The organism is Arthrobacter halodurans (assembly GCF_041877255.1).
GTDB lineage: Bacteria > Actinomycetota > Actinomycetes > Actinomycetales > Micrococcaceae > Arthrobacter_N > Arthrobacter_N halodurans.
Genome location: NZ_JBHDLJ010000001.1, coordinates 500,826 through 516,749, shown reverse-complemented (window position 1 = coordinate 516,749; position 15,924 = coordinate 500,826). Strand labels below are relative to the sequence as shown.

General features: G+C 73.5%; 15 protein-coding genes and 1 pseudogene. 9 read left to right on the top strand and 7 right to left on the bottom strand.

Annotation, left to right across the window (positions count from 1 at the left end; genetic code table 11):
• Nucleotides 1-403: hypothetical protein (locus tag ACETWP_RS02320; RefSeq protein WP_373970565.1), on the bottom strand; the 403-nt coding region annotated here is incomplete at its 3' end.
• 206 nt (nt 404-609) lie between these two features.
• Between ACETWP_RS02320 and ACETWP_RS02315 the strand changes: the two genes are divergently transcribed.
• A complete protein-coding gene (locus ACETWP_RS02315; protein WP_373970564.1) occupies nt 610-1,002 on the top strand; it encodes a chorismate mutase in 393 nt (130 codons plus the stop codon).
• Between the two features lie 38 nt (nt 1,003-1,040).
• Nucleotides 1,041-2,033 carry a uroporphyrinogen decarboxylase/cobalamine-independent methonine synthase family protein gene (locus tag ACETWP_RS02310; protein WP_373970563.1) on the top strand — a complete coding sequence of 331 codons (993 nt, stop codon included), beginning with the start codon at nt 1,041-1,043 and terminating at the stop codon, nt 2,031-2,033.
• Here ACETWP_RS02310 and ACETWP_RS02305 read toward each other — a convergent pair.
• The 6 genes from ACETWP_RS02305 to ACETWP_RS02280 are packed head-to-tail and all read right to left on the bottom strand — an operon-like array spanning nt 2,030 to nt 8,512.
• The gene (locus tag ACETWP_RS02305; protein WP_373970562.1) at nt 2,030-3,091 is read right to left on the bottom strand and encodes a phosphotransferase family protein; all 1,062 of its coding nucleotides are present in this window, start codon (nt 3,089-3,091) and stop codon (nt 2,030-2,032) included. The two genes, ACETWP_RS02310 and ACETWP_RS02305, sit on opposite strands and share 4 nt — an antisense overlap.
• A 4-nt stretch (nt 3,092-3,095) precedes the next feature.
• The gene (locus ACETWP_RS02300; protein ID WP_373970561.1) at nt 3,096-4,388 is read right to left on the bottom strand and encodes a DUF58 domain-containing protein; all 1,293 of its coding nucleotides are present in this window, start codon (nt 4,386-4,388) and stop codon (nt 3,096-3,098) included.
• A gap of 12 nt (nt 4,389-4,400) precedes the next feature.
• Nucleotides 4,401-5,372, bottom strand: a complete 972-nt coding sequence (locus ACETWP_RS02295; protein WP_373970560.1) for an AAA family ATPase — start codon at nt 5,370-5,372, stop codon at nt 4,401-4,403.
• Complete coding sequence (locus ACETWP_RS02290; protein WP_373970559.1) at nt 5,369-6,571, bottom strand: DUF4350 domain-containing protein; 1,203 nt, start codon at nt 6,569-6,571, stop codon at nt 5,369-5,371. The genes ACETWP_RS02295 and ACETWP_RS02290 overlap by 4 nt, the downstream gene beginning before the upstream one ends.
• Complete coding sequence (locus ACETWP_RS02285; protein WP_373970558.1) at nt 6,568-7,266, bottom strand: DUF4129 domain-containing protein; 699 nt, start codon at nt 7,264-7,266, stop codon at nt 6,568-6,570. Before ACETWP_RS02285 ends, ACETWP_RS02290 begins: the two co-directional genes overlap by 4 nt.
• Before the next feature lie 4 nt (nt 7,267-7,270).
• Nucleotides 7,271-8,512, bottom strand: a complete 1,242-nt coding sequence (locus tag ACETWP_RS02280) for a DUF7847 domain-containing protein (protein ID WP_373970557.1) — start codon at nt 8,510-8,512, stop codon at nt 7,271-7,273.
• Between the two features lie 145 nt (nt 8,513-8,657).
• Here ACETWP_RS02280 and mtrA point away from each other — a divergent pair, with 145 nt between their 5' ends.
• The 7 genes and pseudogenes from mtrA (at nt 8,658) to ACETWP_RS02245 (ending at nt 15,878) form a co-directional block, all read left to right on the top strand.
• Nucleotides 8,658-9,335 (top strand): MtrAB system response regulator MtrA, encoded by a 678-nt coding sequence (gene mtrA / locus ACETWP_RS02275; protein ID WP_373970556.1) that lies wholly within the window; start codon nt 8,658-8,660, stop codon nt 9,333-9,335.
• Complete coding sequence (mtrB, locus tag ACETWP_RS02270; protein ID WP_373970583.1) at nt 9,332-11,095, top strand: MtrAB system histidine kinase MtrB; 1,764 nt, start codon at nt 9,332-9,334, stop codon at nt 11,093-11,095. Before mtrA ends, mtrB begins: the two co-directional genes overlap by 4 nt.
• Nucleotides 11,088-12,779: an LpqB family beta-propeller domain-containing protein gene (locus ACETWP_RS02265; RefSeq protein ID WP_373970555.1), complete on the top strand. Its 1,692-nt coding sequence runs from the start codon at nt 11,088-11,090 to the stop codon at nt 12,777-12,779. The genes mtrB and ACETWP_RS02265 overlap by 8 nt, the downstream gene beginning before the upstream one ends.
• A 94-nt stretch (nt 12,780-12,873) precedes the next feature.
• Nucleotides 12,874-13,785 carry a ComF family protein gene (locus ACETWP_RS02260; RefSeq protein ID WP_373970554.1) on the top strand — a complete coding sequence of 304 codons (912 nt, stop codon included), beginning with the start codon at nt 12,874-12,876 and terminating at the stop codon, nt 13,783-13,785.
• Nucleotides 13,786-13,896: 111 nt separating this feature from the next.
• Nucleotides 13,897-14,592: a ribosome hibernation-promoting factor, HPF/YfiA family gene (gene hpf / locus ACETWP_RS02255; protein WP_373970553.1), complete on the top strand. Its 696-nt coding sequence runs from the start codon at nt 13,897-13,899 to the stop codon at nt 14,590-14,592.
• A gap of 25 nt (nt 14,593-14,617) precedes the next feature.
• Nucleotides 14,618-15,406: pseudogene (locus tag ACETWP_RS02250) on the top strand (DNA glycosylase AlkZ-like family protein); the annotation flags it as partial.
• 118 nt (nt 15,407-15,524) lie between these two features.
• Nucleotides 15,525-15,878, top strand: coding sequence for a DNA glycosylase AlkZ-like family protein (locus ACETWP_RS02245; RefSeq protein WP_373970552.1), 354 nt, complete (start codon nt 15,525-15,527; stop codon nt 15,876-15,878).
• Nucleotides 15,879-15,924: the final 46 nt, after the last annotated feature.

Here is a 15,924-nt window from a genome sequence, read left to right as displayed (position 1 = left end):
CAACCCCCGGCGGACCCGGCGGTTGCGGCGGAACCGCTACCCCCGGGGGAACCGGACGTTGCGGCGGGCGGGCGGGAACCGGCGGAACCGGCGGAACCGGGGCCGGGACGGGAACCGGGAGCGGATCCGGCGCCGGGCCGGGGGCCGGGGCCGGGACGGGAACCGGGAGCGGATCCGGTGCCGGGGCGGCAGCGGGGTCCGGGGCGGCAGCGGGGTCCGGCACGGACGCGGGGACCCCGGGGCCGGCAGGGGCGGCCACGGAACCGGAATCCTCCGCGCCGGGGTAGCCGAGCACGGCGAGCACCGCCGCCCAGCGCAGGATCTCCCCGGCCGTCATGTCCGCCAGGCCCGGCGGGACCGGCGACTCCCGCGGCGCCTGCCCTGTGGCCGTTTCCTCGTCCATGACCCCACGCTACGCCCGGTCACCGACAGAATGGGAACACATCTTCGAATGCGGAGAATCGTCGGCGCACGGAACCTGTGGAGGTCGAGTGGCCGGCACGACTGCTGGTGGCAGGCCCGCTGCCAGCCCGGGGAGGGTCGGCAAGTCAGCGCCGCGGCGCGGCGTAACACGGTGCCATCCGGTGGCCGCCAACTAGACTGGCACATATGAGCGACCAGCTGGACAACGACCCGACGACGGGACCGGACTACGACCCCACCGCCAGTTCGCTCACCGGGCACATCGACTCGGCGGTGATGGAGGAGCTGCTCGCCGTCAGGGGAAGCATCGACAACATCGACGCGACCCTCGTCTACCTGCTGGCCGAGCGCTTCAAGGCAACCCAACGGGTCGGCTACCTCAAGGCGCGCTACCAGCTGCCGGCGGGGGACCCCGGCCGCGAGGCGTCCCAAATCTCGCGCCTGCGTCGCCTCGCGGAGGAAGCCAACCTGGATCCGGCCTTCGCCGAGAAGTTCCTGAACTTCATCATCAGCGAGGTCATCCGCCACCACCAGGCGATCTCGGACTCGCACGTTCCCGATCGGGGCGAGCCGTCCTGAACGCGGTACCCACGGTCCGTGCCACGGCGCACGGGCCGATGCCCGGCACGGATCCCGTCGAATCCACCCTCATCGTTCGCGGCGAGCTCGGGGAACCGCATCTCCCGCATCTGGTCCAGCTGCCCGCCCGTGGCGTCGGTTCGGACGACGTCGGCCGGACGGCATCCATGCTCGAGGGCCTCTTCGTCGACGTGCAACCCTTCGGCTGGCGGCTCGTCGACCGCCCGGGGCAGGACCACCGGCGCGCCACATCCGCCCTCGCCACGGACCTGAACGTCCTCGCCGACGTGATCGGAGGCGAAGACCAGCCCGGGGACACGCTGAAGATCCAGCTTCGGGGACCCCTCGCGATGGCTTCGAGCCTCTACCTCCACCACGGCGAGCGTGCCCTGTCCGACGCCGGGGCGCGCCGCGATCTGGCCGACTCGCTGGCGTCCGGTGCGGCCGGGCACGTCGCGGACGTCCTGCGCACCAGCGGGAGCCGGGAGCTGACCGTCGTTGTCGAGGAGCCGGGACTCTCCGACATCCTCGGCGGCACGGTCCCCACCGCCAGTGGCTACCGCACGTTGCGCTCCGTGCCGCGCCACGAGGTTGCACAGGCCTGGAGGACACTTGCCGATGCGGTGCGCGCCGCGGGCGCGGCCCACGTCGTGATCGCCCCGGCGGTGCGCGCGGTGGATCTTCGGGCCGTGTTCGACGCCGCCGCGTCGGCCGGGGCAGACGGAACCTGCCTGCCGCTCGCCTCGTTGGACCGCGCCGGCTGGGAGCGCGCCGCGGAGACGATCGAGGCCGGCCGTCAGTTGTGGCTGGGACTGCTCGACCCCGCGCGCGAGGTCCCGGGCGTGGTCGCTTCGGTCCAGCGCATCCTGACGCCTTGGCGGCAGTTGGGGCTCACGGAGGCCTCGCTCGGCGCGCTGACCCTGCTCCCCGCCGCGGGTCTGGCGGGCACCGCCCCCGATGCCGCGCGCCGGCTGCTGCTGGCCCTGACGCGGACGGCGGAGGCGTTGAACCAGGTGCGGGCGGAGGCCTAACCCACCCAGCCGCGCCGCGAGGCCAGCAGTTCGAAGGTGATACGCGCCGTGAAGCGGCCATGGGCCCGGAGCCGCGGGCTCGTCGCGAGTTCCGGGCGGCCGCCGGCGTCGGCCATGTAGAGGCCCAACAGCGCGAGCCAGCTGTCGATGTCGTCCGGATCGGCGTCGCGCGTCAGCTCCCAGCCCAACAGCGCCCCCAGGGGCAGCCCGGCGTCGTACAAATAGGGGAACATGGCCGCCCAATCGGCCCAGGCTGGGCCCACCGCGAGCCAGTTCCAGTCGCAGATCCAGGCGGTGCCGGCCGCGCGCCCGGCCACCGGCGAGGACGCGATGACGACGTTGTCCGCGCGCAGGTCGTTGTTCAGCGGCGTGTCGCCGACCAGTGCGCTCGGACCCCGAGCGGCCAGCCGGACGAGATCCGCGGCGGCTTCCGGCGAACCGTTCGCGGATACGTGCCGCGCGAAACAGCGGGGCAGGAATGGGGGCCGTGTTGCGGGTTCCGCCGCCCAGCCACGCGCGAGGGCGAGGTGCGGACGGTCCCGCGTCCACTCGTCCGCGAGCCGCGCGGGCCCCAGCTCGCTGAGAATCCGCGCATCGCCGCGCAGGGCCGCATTCGTCTCGAGACAGCTGTCGTGGATGGCCCGCGCATCGGCGATCGTCCACGGACGCCCCGGCATGGCTCCCTCGACGGGTTCGAAGACCAGCAGGATCCAGTTGGCGGCTTGCGGGGCCACCGGGATCTCCTCGACCGCCAGCAACCGGGGGACAGGCAGGCCGGACGGCAGCGCGGAGAGTACCCGGGCCTCGCGCGCGTAGCCAGGGTAGACGTGCTCGTCGTCCACGGGAGTGGCCTTGGCGAACACCGTGCGGGGCCCGTCGACGAGGCCGGCGAAACCGTGCGTGAACCCGCCGCCGGCCAGACGGACGCGGTCCACGCGCCCGCCCGCCAAGGCCGCGAGCCGCAGTCGCACGGCGTCGGGCAGGTCCGCCCACGCGTGCCGTCGCGCGGTCGCGGCGTAGTCCGGCGCGGGCGCAAGCGCCTCGGGGGTGTCGCCCACGGGCCTAGAGCCTGCCCGTCGCCTTGAGGCGGATGTAGGTGTCCGCCAGCGCGGGCGGGAGATCGAGGGGCTCCTCGTCGACCACCTCGGCCCCCATGGAACGCAGTTGGTTCTTCAGCGCCTCGCGCTGCTGCAGCGAGCGTTCCGCGGCGGCGGAGCGGTAGACCCCGCCGACGGTCCGGAGGTCTCCGCGCCGGGCCGCCAGCTCGGGGTCCCGCACGGCGGCCACCACGAGCACATGCTTGGCCACGAGCCCGGGCAGCACCGGAAGGAGCCCCTCTTCGACGGCGCCCGAGTCCAGCGAGGTCAGCAGGACCACCAGCGATCGGTGGCTGGAGATGGCGTGGATGCGGGACGGGATGTCAGTCCAATCGGCCTCGATCAGCTCCGGCTCCAGCGGTGCCATGGCCTCGACGAGCCGGGTGAGCAGGGCGCCGCGGGAGGCGGAGTCCACGCGGGCCCGCGGCCGCCGGTCGTAGGCCAGGAAATCGACGCGGTCCCCGCCCCGCTCCGCCAGGACGGCCAGCAGCAGCGACGCTTCGATGCCGGTGTCGAGCCGCGGCTCGTCGCCGACGCGGGCGGCGGAGGTGCGCGAGGTGTCCAGGACGATCACGACGCGCCGGTCGCGTTCCGGGCGCCAGGTGCGCACGACCACGTTCTGCCGTCGCGCCGTCGCGCGCCAGTCGATGGATCGGACGTCGTCCCCGCGCACGTAGTCGCGCAGGGAATCGAACTCGGTGCCGGCCCCGCGGACCTGGATCGCGGCGCGGCCGTCCAGCTCGCGCAGGCGCTGCAGCTTCGAGGGGAGGTGCCGCTTCGCATGGAACGGCGGCAGCACGCGCAAAGTGCCCGGCGCCGCATGCGTCAGTTGCCGGCACGCCAGGCCCAGCGGTCCGCGGCTGCGGACGGTCGCGTGGTGCGCGGCGAGATCCCCCCTGCGGCGCGGCAGCAGCGGGACGTCGAACGCGCGGCGTTCCCCGGGGGGGAGGTCGACGGCGAACACCGTCCGGGCGGCGCCGGCGGCCGGCTGCCATCCGTCGTGCAACTGGCCCCGCAGCCGGCGCCGACCGGCGTTGGTCAGCAGGAGCCGCGCGGTCGCGGGTTCGCCGAGCCGGACGCTGCGCGGCAGCGTCCGTTCGACGACCACGGCCCGGGGCGACGGCGCCAGCGCCACGTCGGCGGCGGCCGCGGCGGCGAGGGCCGCGGCAACCAGCGCGGGCGTCCACCACGACGGGAACAACACCACGGGAACGAGTCCGGCCAGGGTCAGCCAGACGAAGCGCTGGGTCAGGGACACGGGGTCGGGTTCCTAGCGCGGGACGGGCACGGTGGCCAGGATGGACTGCAGCACGTCGTCGGCGCCGACACCGTCCATCTGCGCCTCCGGCCGCAGGCCGACGCGGTGGCGCAGGCACGGCAGGGTCAGGACCTTCACGTCGTCCGGCGAGACGAAGTCCCGGCCGCTCAGCCAGGCCCACGCCCGCGAGGTGTTGAGCAGGGCGGTCGCCCCGCGGGGAGAGACACCCAGCTGGAAGCTCGGAGCGCTGCGCGTCGCGCGGACGATGTCCACGATGTAGCCGATGACCTCGGGGGAAACCGTGACCTCGGCCACGGCCGCGCGCGCGTCCGCCAGGTCGTCCGCGGACGCGACGGCGGTGACGCCGGCGGCGCGCAGGTTCCTCGGGTCGAAGCCGCCGCTGTGCCGGCGGACGATCTCGATCTCGTCCTCGCGCGCGGGCAGTTCCATGGTCAGCTTCAGGAGGAAGCGGTCCAGCTGCGCCTCGGGAAGGGGGTAGGTGCCCTCGTACTCCACGGGGTTTTGCGTGGCCGCGACGATGAACGGCTCCGGCAACGGCCGCGTGATGCCGTCGACACTGATCTGCCGCTCCTCCATGGCCTCCAGCAGCGAGGCCTGGGTCTTCGGGGGAGTGCGGTTGATCTCGTCGGCGAGCAGGATGTTGGTGAACACCGGCCCCTCCCTGAAGCTGAAGGCCGCGGTGTTCTGGTCGTAGACCAGCGAGCCCGTGATGTCGCCGGGCATCAGGTCTGGCGTGAACTGCACGCGCTTCGTGTCCAGGCTCAAGGCCGCCGAGAGGGTGCGCACCATCAGGGTCTTGGCGACGCCGGGCACTCCCTCCAGGAGCACGTGCCCCTGCGCCAGGAGGGCGATCAGCAGTCCCGTCACGGTGGAGTCCTGTCCGACGACGGCCTTGGCGACCTCCCGGCGCACGTCGAGGAGGGCCTGCCGGGAACGGACGGGGTCTTGGACTTGCTGGCTCACGGGATACCGATCTCCTGTTCGAGGGTGTGCAATTCGTTGGCCCAGGCCACCAGGCGTTTCTCCGTGGTGACGTCGGCGGGATGGAGGAGCCGGCGTAGCTCGGACTCGGGCCGGTGCCCGGATTTCGCCAGCGTCGCGATGACACCGTCGGCCGTGACGTGCTGGCCCAGGCGCAGGTGCGCGGCGATCCGCGTCAGCGACGCCGAGCGCAGGCTCGCGGCGGCGGCCTCGACCGCGCGGGCGTCCTGATACAGCCGCGCGCGGCCTTCGGCGGTCTCCGCGGAGGGCACGACGACGGGCAGCGGCTCGGCGACCAGCGGCCCGTCGCGTCGGGCGCGCCACAGGATCGCGACGAGGCCGACGAACATCAGCCACGCCGCCGCCGGTCCGAACCAGGAGGGAAGCAGTTCGAACGGCGACGCCGGCGGTCCCTCGGAGACGAGGTCGGCGACGGTCGGCTGGTACCAGACGAGGGTCGGCTCGGCTCCGAGCGTCCAGAGGGCCAGCGCTGCGTGCCCGTGGTCGAGGACGCGCCCGTTCTCCAGGAACGCGGGGTTCCCGAGCACCGTGGTCGTGCCGTCGACGGCGAGGGAGTGGGCCGGCGCGCCGGCGCGCGCGTGGGCGAAGCACCCGGCCCCGCCGGTGTACATCGTGCCCCCGGCGGAGACCGCCGGGGCCTCCGCGGCGACGGGCGCGCCGCAGGACGCGGCGGAGGGCGACGCGGCGTCCTCGGGCACGACGCCGGCCGGCCGGATGTCGTCGCTGAAGGGCCGGAGCTGGTCGAAGCCGGGGCCGATCAGCACCGCCCGCCGGGAGGCGGCGGCCAGGCGTTCGAGCTGCGCGTCGTTGAGGATGGCCCCGGGGTCGTGGAGGAGCACGGTGGCCCCGGCGGGATCCCGCGCCGCGTCCACGGCGGCGTCGAGGGAGCCGGGGACGACGACGCCCACGCCGTGGCGGCCGAGGACCTCGGCCACGGCCATGGCGCCGTCTGGCGCCGGATTCCGGGGACTCAGCGGCACGCGGTCCGCGCCGGTGCCCGTGAGTGCGTAGAACAGCCCCGCGGCGACGGCGAGGGCCACCAGCGCGAGCCACAACCGGGCCCCGCGCCAGCGCCTCAGGCCCACGCTCCGGGCGCTGTCGGGCGCCTGGGCCCGCACCGTGCGGGTCCCGTCGAGCGGGGTGCGGGCTTCGGCGCTCACCGGGGAACCGCCAGGGCCCGCGCCGGGGAGGCCGCGCCGTCGCCCGGCGTCGCCGTCGCGAGCCGGGCGTCGAGCTCCCCGACCCGGACGCAGTCGTCGGCGGAGGCGGAGTGGTGCCCGTAGAGGACCTCGTTGAAGAGCGTGGCGGCACGGCGCAGTTCCCCGGCCTCCCCGGGGAACGCGGCCTCCAGCCGGCCGGCGACCTCGAACGCGGTGCGCCCGGGCTGCGCGTCGAGCAGCGTGCGTTCCTCGGCCTGCCGGACCAGAGCCCGGAAACGGTGGACGCATCCCGCGGACCAGTCGCCGGCGTCCGCCGCGTCGGCGGCGAGACGGCGGTAGGAGTCCGACGTCATGCCCTCGACCAGCCCCACGTCCGCCGCGGCCGGGGCCGCGCGCCGAAGCACCCGGGGCCGGACCAGCAGGACGGCCGCGGCCGCGAGCGCCGCCAGGAACAGCAGGACCACCAGCGAGCCGAGGTTGGGCTGCAGGGAGTCCAGGCCGGCCAGCCAGTCCATGAGTGCGGTCCAGGCGTCGCGCAGGAACTGCAGCAGGGGGTTGGGGACCGCCTGGGCGTATTCCGGGCGGGCCAGTTCCCGGGCCAGCTCGCTGCGTGCCTCGTCCCCGGAGGGGCGGAAGCCGTCCCCGGCGGGCGGGAAGGCGGGATCGGGTGCGGGCTCGAGGCGGGGGAAGGGCATGCGGTCAGCGGCCCCCGGACGTGGTCCGCCCGGGGATGCCGGCGTCCGCTCCGGCGTCGAACTCGCGCAGCAGCGCCAGGTCGAAGCCCTCGCGCCGGATCCGCAGGTCGGTGTACAGCAGGGAGGTGACCCCGCACTGGTAGGCGAAGCCGAGGCCGGCGGCGAGCGCGCTGAGGATCGTCATCACGATGGTCAGGTTCATGATGTATTCCGCGAACCCGTTGGGGTCCTCCGGGGCGATCATGCCCCCGCCGAGCCCGGTGGCGAAACTGATGGGCGTGGTGATCAGGCTGGTCACGATGCCGACGATCAGGCCGGTGAGCAGGATGATGCCCAGGCAGCGCCACCAGCTGGACCGGGTGAGCCTCCAGGAGCGGCCCATCGCCGCGAACGGACCGAGTCCCTCGGCGACGAGCGCGTGCGGCGACATCGAGAGCTTGATGCCGACCCAGACCAGGGTGCCCAGCACGCCCAGGAACAGCGCGGCGACCACAGGCACGCCGACCTGCGGCTCGCCCAGGGCGATCGCCACGACGACCGCCCCGATGAGGAGGCCGGTCAGGACGATGCCGGCGGCGGCCCACAGCAGCCCCAGGCCGATCAGGCCGCCCATGCTGGGGCGGGCGAGCGCGAGGGCGGCGCCGAATGCCGTGCGCCGGTCCAGCACCGCGCGCAGCACGGGGACGGTGACGAGGCCCTGCACGAAGACCAGGAACGCCGCCGACAGGACGCCGGCGAGCAGCACGCCGCCGCCGAAGAGCAGCAGCGAGCCGGTCAGCGCCTCGGGATCGGGTTCGGCGCCCGCCAGGACGTCGGGGGACAGGACCACGGAGTACAGGGGCGCGCTCAGCAGCGCGATGACCACGCCGGAGACCAGCTGCACCAGGACGGACAGCCCCAGGGTGGCCCCCGGGTTGCGCCGGATGGCCTGGAACGAGCCGTCGAGCAGGTCGCCGATGCCCAAGGGGCGCAGGGGAACGACTCCGGGCTTGCGCGGCGGGGCGTAGCCGTGGCCGAACTGCGGCGGGGCTGCCCCCGGCTGGCCCCAGGAATTCTGCGCGGGCGCCGCCCAGCCCTGTTGGGGAGGCGCGGACCAGCCCTGTTGGGGAGGCGCGGACCAGCCCTGTTGGGGCGGGGCCGACCAGCCCTGCGGCGCGGCCTCCCCGGGCGGAGCCGCCGCGGGTGCCGGCGCGTCGCCGTCGCGCGGTCCCGGCGCCGCGTAGGGGTTCGGAGGCTGGTCGGTCATGGTGGCATCGCCCCTTGTCGTGAGTCGTATTTTCCTCAGCCTAGCCCCCGCCGGTGCGGCGTGTCCGCTGGGCGCACCGGCGGTTCCTATAGTGTGGAGGCAGGACATCCGCCGCCGTTGGCGGCGGACGTCGGAAAGGGGTGCCATGAAGGCTCGAGTTCTGGTCGTCGACGACGACGAGGCGTTGGCGGAGATGATCGGGATCGTCCTGCGCAACGACGATTTCGATCCCGTGTTCTGCCACGACGGTGCGCAGGCGCTGGAGGCGTTCCGCGCGGCGAAGCCGGACCTGGTGCTGCTGGACCTGATGCTTCCCGGGATGGACGGCATCGAGGTGTGCCGCCTCATTCGTGCCGAGGCCGACGTCCCGATCGTGATGCTGACGGCCAAGTCCGACACCGCCGACGTCGTGCGCGGCCTGGAGTCGGGCGCCGACGACTACGTGCCCAAGCCCTTCAAGCCCGCGGAACTGATCGCCCGCGTCAGGGCCCGCCTGCGTCCGGGAGAGAAGCACGCCCCCGAGACGCTGAAGATCGCCGACCTGACGATCGACGTGGCGGGCCACGCGGTGACCCGTGGCGCCGAGACGATCTCGCTGACACCGCTCGAGTTCGACCTGTTGGTGGCGCTGGCCCGCAAGCCATGGCAGGTCTTCACCCGCGAGCTGCTCCTCGAGCAGGTCTGGGGCTACCGGCACGCCGCCGACACGCGGCTCGTCAACGTCCACGTGCAGCGCCTGCGCTCCAAGGTCGAGCGCGACCCGGAAAACCCGGAGGTCGTCCTCACGGTCCGCGGCGTCGGCTACAAGGCTGGCCAAGGCTGACCTTGTCGACGTCCGGGGAAACACCGGCCGCCCCCGCCGCGCCCCGCTGGAGCGTCGCGGCGCACGCGGGCCGGTGGTGGAGCCGCCTCACGACCTCGTGGCGGCGCTCCCTCCAGTTCCGTGCCGTCGCGGCGACCGTGGCGCTCTCGGCGCTGGCCTTGGCGGGCACGGGCGCGTTCCTCTCCAACCAGATCGCAGCCGGGCTCTTCGAGGAGCGGTTCCGCCAGATGCAGGGCGAGTCCGTCCGGGGACTCAACGAGGTCAAGTCCAACTTCGAGTCCGCGGCGACCACGGACCGTTCGAGCACCGTCGCGTTCGTCAACGACACCCTGAAGCTCGTGCAGGGCGACGGCGCCAGCGTGCAGCGCGACTTCGTGCTCACGCCGCTGCCGAGCTCCGAGAACATCTACGTCACCAACACGGCCAGCGGGGGCCTGACCACGGGTGTCATCCCCGCCGAGCTGGCCGCCACCGTTCGCGACAACCCGGGCGTCTACTGGCAGTCCCTCGAGTTCCCGCGCGACAACGCCGACGTTCCCGGCCTGGCGTTCGGCACGAAGGTCTCCCTCCCGCCGGGTCGCGAATACGCGCTCTACCTGGTCTACGACCTGTCCTCCGTGCAGGAGACGCTGGACTTCATCAACCGGGTGATGGGCATCGGCGGGATGCTCCTGCTGATCGTGACCGGCGGCATCGCCTGGTACACGACCCGCCTGGTGGTACGTCCGGTGTCGCACGCCGCGCTCGTCTCGGAGAAGCTCGCCGACGGCGAGCTGCAGGAGCGCATGGAGGTCCGCGGCGAGGACGAGGTCGCCCGGCTCGGGACGTCGTTCAACCGCATGGCGGCCAGCCTGCAGGACCAGATCACCCAGCTGGCGACGCTGTCCCAGATGCAGCAGCGGTTCGTCTCCGACGTCTCCCACGAGTTGCGGACCCCGCTGACCACCGTCCGGATGGCCGCGGAGGTGCTGCACGACGCGCGGGGCGACTTCGACCCCGTCAACCGCCGCTCCGCGGAGCTGCTCTACACGCAGGTGGAGCGGTTCCAGAACCTGCTCAACGACCTGTTGGAGATCTCGCGGTTCGACGCCGGCGTCGCGGCGCTCGACGCCGACACGCTGGACGTGGTCCCGATCGTGCGCCGCGTCGTCGACTCCGCCGAGCTGCACGCCGACCACGTCGGCTCGCCGCTGCGGATCCACGCCCCCGAGGGCGGCTGCGTCGCGGAGCTTGACCCGCGCCGGATCGAGCGCGTCGTGCGCAACCTCGTGATGAACGCCGTCGAACACGGCGAGGGGAACCCGATCGACATCACGGTCGCGGGCGACGACCACGCGGTCGCCGTCACCGTGCGCGACCACGGAATCGGCATGTCCCCGCTGGACGCCGCGCGGGTCTTCGACCGCTTCTGGCGCGCCGATCCGGCGAGGGCCCGGACCACCGGCGGCAGCGGGCTGGGACTGTCCATCGCGACCGAGGACACCCGGCTGCACGGTGGCTGGCTGCAGGCCTGGGGCGAGCCCGGCGAGGGCGCGTGTTTCCGGCTCACGCTGCCCCGCCGCCTCGGCGATCCGCTCGGCGCGTCGCCGCTGCCGCTGGCTCCCGAGCGCCGGGGCGCCGCCGCGCCGACGGACGCCTGGGCGCTGGACGGGCTGGCGGCCGCCGGCCACACGGCGGAGAATGAAGAGGCTGGCGGGTCCGCGGGACATGCGGATCCCGGCGGACCAGGCCCGCGGACGACAGGAGGACACGATGCGTAGGTTGCTCGCGGCGTGCGCCGCCTTCGTCCTGTTCCTCACCGGCTGCGCGGCCATCCCCGTCCAGGGCTCCGTGGGCACGATCGAACCCAACGACCCCAACGGCTCGGACTTCCGCTACGCCTTCAGCCCACCGGGGCCGGAGGACGACGCCACGCCCGAGCAGATCATCGACGGTTTCTACCGCGCCGGCATTGCCCCCCAGGACGACTACAACGTCGCGCGCGAGTTCCTCGCGCCGGAGCTCGCCCGCGACTGGCGGAGCACCACGCGGACCCTGGTCTACGAATCCGAGCCCAACGTCGTCGCGAACGTGACGGAGGGCAGCTACACGATCGAACTCGCCGTCACGGCGTCGATCGACGAGCACGGGATCATGACCCGCATGCCGGCCAACGCCACCGAGTCCTTCGAGGTGCAGCTGGTGCGGGTCGAGGACCAGTGGCGCATCGCCGGCGCGCCGGACGGGACCCTGGTGGAGCAGGGGAACTTCGCCGTGATCTTCTCGCCCTACGCGCTGTACTTCTACGACGCCACCTTCCACTACGCGGTACCGGACTACCGGTGGTACGCCAACCGGCAGTCGCTCGCCGCGACCCTCGTCGACTCCCTCCTGGCCGGGCCGGCGCCGTACCTGAGCAACGCCGTGCTGAGCGCGTTCCCCGAGGGCAGCGCCCTGTCCCGCGCATCGGTGCCCGTCGAGTCGCGGCACGCCACCGTGGATCTGGTGGACTCCGTGTTCGTCGACACCGGCGAGCTGGTGCGCCAGCAGATGCAGCAGCAGCTGGAGCTCACCCTCTCGGGGGTCAGCAACATCGCCACGGTGACGATGACCGTGGAGCAGCGTCCCGTGAGCCTCGGCAACACCTCGCCGGACTTCGTCGAGGCCGTCGTCGACCCGTCCGTTCCGAACACCCAGATCGCCGTCGCGGACGACGTGCTCGTCTACTACCAAGGCAACGGCGTCGTGCGCGTGGCCGGCGTCGAGGACATCGCGGCGCAGGGGCCGCGGGATCCGGCGATGGCCCCCGGCGGGAACCGCTACGCGTTCCTCAACCGCGACCGTACCCGGCTGTTCACCGTGGACGAGACCGGGGACGCGCGTTCCGCGTTGCGGGGCAGCACCCTGCTGGCCCCGAGCATCGACATCCACGGATGGACCTGGACGGTCGACCCGACCGACGGGACGCACGTGCACGCCGTGCCCGCGGACCAGGAGCGCGACGGCCAGCCCCGCGAGGTCGCCGCGGCGTGGATGGACGACGCCACCGTCACCTCGCTGAGGATCTCCCGCGACGGGGCGCGCGCCGTCGTCGTGGCCCGCGTGGACGGCGAGGCCGGCGTCTACGTCAGCGGCGTGATCAGGGACGGCGAGGGCGTGCCTCGGGGATTCACCGACCCGCTGCGTCTTCCCGCCAGCGTGCCGGTCACCGAGGCGGTCTGGGACTCCGCCACCTCGGTCATCGTCATGGGCGCGAACGACGCCGAGCCCGTGCAGGCGGAGCGCATCACGCTCGCCGGCGGCAGCGAGCTGTTCCAGCCGCTGCTGGGCATGACGGGAATCTCCGCGGGCCCCGGCGAGAAGCGGACCGTGTACGCGGAGACTCCCGAGGGGGTGTTCTCCCGGGTGAGCAACGTCTGGAAGCAGCAGGCCGGCGAGGCCCAGGATCTGGCCTACCCGGGGTAGGCCAGATCCCCCCACAGCACGGCGACGGGCCGCCGTGTCCACCGCGGCGGCGTCGGCCCGGACGCCGCCGCGGGGGCGGGTCCATGCTGGGACCATGCCGCCCACCGCAGGCGCCGGGTCGCCGGCGCGCCGACTCGACGCGCTACTCTCGCGCCCGCGGGTCCGCGGCGCGTTGGACGCCGCACGGGACTTCCTGTCCGTCGTGGCGCCGACCGAGTGCGTCGCCTGCGGCGCGGACGACGCGGTCCTCTGTCCCCGCTGCCGGGGCGCCGTGCGCGCGGCGACCGTGCGCCCCTTCCCGGCCCACGAGGCGGCCGAATCACTGCCGCTGCTGACGGGCCTGGAACCGGTGCCGGCCCTCGCGGCGGGCGTGTACCGCGGCGAGCTCGCGGCGGCCCTGCTCGCGTTCAAGAACCGGCAGCGCGTGTCGCTGGCGTCCGTCCTCGCGCCGGCCCTCGCCGGCGCCCTGCGCGGCGCCGCCGGCGGGTCGGAGGCCCTCGGCCCCACGGACGTCCCCGACGGGGGGATCGCGGTGGTGCCGGTCCCCTCCCGCTTCTCCGCGCGCGTCCGCCGCGGGTACGCACCCGTGGAGGTCCTGCTGGACTGGGTGGACACGCGCGGGCTGATGCCGCCCGGGTATCGGATCGCCCGCGTCCTGCGCCACCGTCCCGGCTGGCACCCCGGGCCGCCGGGGGCCGCCGGCGGGCCGCAGAAGGGCAAGGGGCGCCGGGCGCGCGGCCGCACGCGCGGCACCATGGCCGTGCGGCGCGGGGCGCGCGTCGCGGGCATGAGCTGCGTGGTCGTCGACGACGTCCTGACGACGGGCGCGACGGCCGCCGAGGCCTACCGGTGTCTGGTCGAGGCGGGGGCGCGCGTCGAGGGGATCGTCGTCTTGGCCGCCACCCGTCCGCCGCGACACGCCGATCCGACTAGACGTTTTTCGGCCGGTTCAGCGGACGGTGAACGAGAAATGTGGCAGGGGACACTTGATTCCGGGCGGGGGTGAAATAAGGTGAGGTATGGGCACCTCGCTCGAGGGTAAGCACCCATCTTCAGCGGCCGGAAGGAGTCATTCTTCGGCCGCTGATGTGTCACCCGAGTTCAGTAGGAGGACACCATGGAGATGATGATCACCGGACGCAACCTGGTCGTTTCGGACAGGTTCCGGGAGTACGCGGACGAGAAAGTCGCCAAGATCGAGCAGCTGGCCACCAAGGCGCAGCGCCTCGACATCAAGGTCACCAAGGAGACCAAGGCCCGCCAGTCGGACACGCAGCTGACCGTCGAGATCAGCGTGGTCGGCCGGGGACCGGCGATTCGTGCGGAGGCCAAGGCCCCCGACAAGTTCGCGGCGTTTGACATCGCCTTCTCCAAGTTGCTGGAACGATTGCGCCGGGCGCGCGACCGCAAGAAGGTCCACCACGGGCGGCAGACGCCCACGGGGGTTTCGGAGGCGACGTCGTCGCTGGAGCCCGCCAGCACCACGGTTCCGCTCCACGTGGAGACCGTGCGGGAACAGGCGGCCGAGGCGGCCGCGGAGGAGAAGGCCCCCGAGAGCCCGGTGGAGATCCGCCGCAAGGTCTTCCCGGCCACACCGATGAGTGTCGACGACGCCGTGGACCGCATGGAAATGGTCGGCCACCCCTTCTACCTCTTCATGGACGACGTGACGGGCGAGCCCGCCGTCGTGTACCGGCGCAAGGGCTGGTCCTACGGCATCATCTCCCTGGACAGCAACTGCAGCGACGAGGAGACCGTCGAAACCCGCCACTACCGCGAGGCCCAGCGGCAGGCCGCGGCGGCCACCGCCTAGTGGCGCGCCGCCCCGGACCGGCGGCATGACCGCACGCATGACACCGGCGCAGGCGCGACGCATCGCGCTGGCCGCCCAGGGTCTCGCGAAGGAACGGCCCACCGGCCCGGCGACAGCCCGGCAGGTGGGCCGCACCTTCGACCGGCTCGAGCTGTTGCAGATCGACTCGGTCAACGTGCTCTGCCGGGCCCACTACCTTCCGCTCTTCTCGCGGCTCGGGCCCTACGACCGCGGGGTCCTGGACCGCCTGGGTTCCCGCGGGCCGCGTCGCATGGTCGAATACTGGGCGCACGAGGCGAGCTTCGTGCGGCCGGAGCACTTCGCCGACCTGCGGGTCTGGCAACGGCGGACGTGGATGGGGGAGTGGTCCGGCGAGACCGGCCCCGTCCGCGAGGTCGGCGACCGCATCCTCGAGGCCCTGGAGTCGTCGCGACCGCTCACGGCGCGCGAGGTGCGGGACCGGCTGGGCCACGTGGAGCCGGTCGATCGGGAGAGCTGGGGCTGTAACTGGTCGGGGGCCAAGCGCGCCCTGGAGATCCTTTTCGCGGACGGCGAGGTCGGATCGGCCGGCCGGACGGCGCAGTTCGAGCGCCGCTACGCCCCGACGCGCCGTGTCCTGCCGCCCGGGCTGGATCCCGACGCGCGGCCGGACCCGGGCGAGGCGATGCTGCGGCTGATCGAGGCGGCCGCGCGCGCCCACGGCGTCGGCACGGTTCGCTGCTTCGCGGACTACTTCCGCGTCCCGGCGCGCCCGGCGGCCGCCGCCGTCGGGCGGCTGGTGGAGCGCGGGATCCTCGAACCCGTCGACGTCGACGGGTGGGCGGGGGAACAGTACCTGCACCGCGACGCCGCGCGACGCCGCGCGGCCCCGCGCGGCGCGGGGGCGCGCGCTGCTGAGCCCCTTCGACTCGCTGGTCTTCGAGCGCCGCCGCTTGGAACGGCTTTTCGGCTTCCGCTACCGGATCGAGATCTACACCCCCGAGGCGCAACGCCAGTACGGCTACTACGTGCTGCCGTTCCTGTTGCGGGAGCGGATCGTCGCCCGCGTCGACCTCAAGGCCGACCGCGCGGCGGGCGCGCTGCTGGTGCAGGGCGCCCATGCCGAGGCGGACGCTCCGGCGGACACGGCCGCGGAGCTCGGCGAGGAACTCCGGCTCATGGCCGCCTGGCTCGGGCTGGGCGACGTCGTCGTCCGCCCGGTCGGCGACCTCGCCGGCCCGCTCGCCAGGTCCCTTGGGGCGCGGCCTGCCGGAACCTTCCCGGGCTGGGGATCGTGTCTCACGTAGACTGGCCAAGCCAGAAATCCTGTGCCTGAGATTTGGGAGCTGCCAC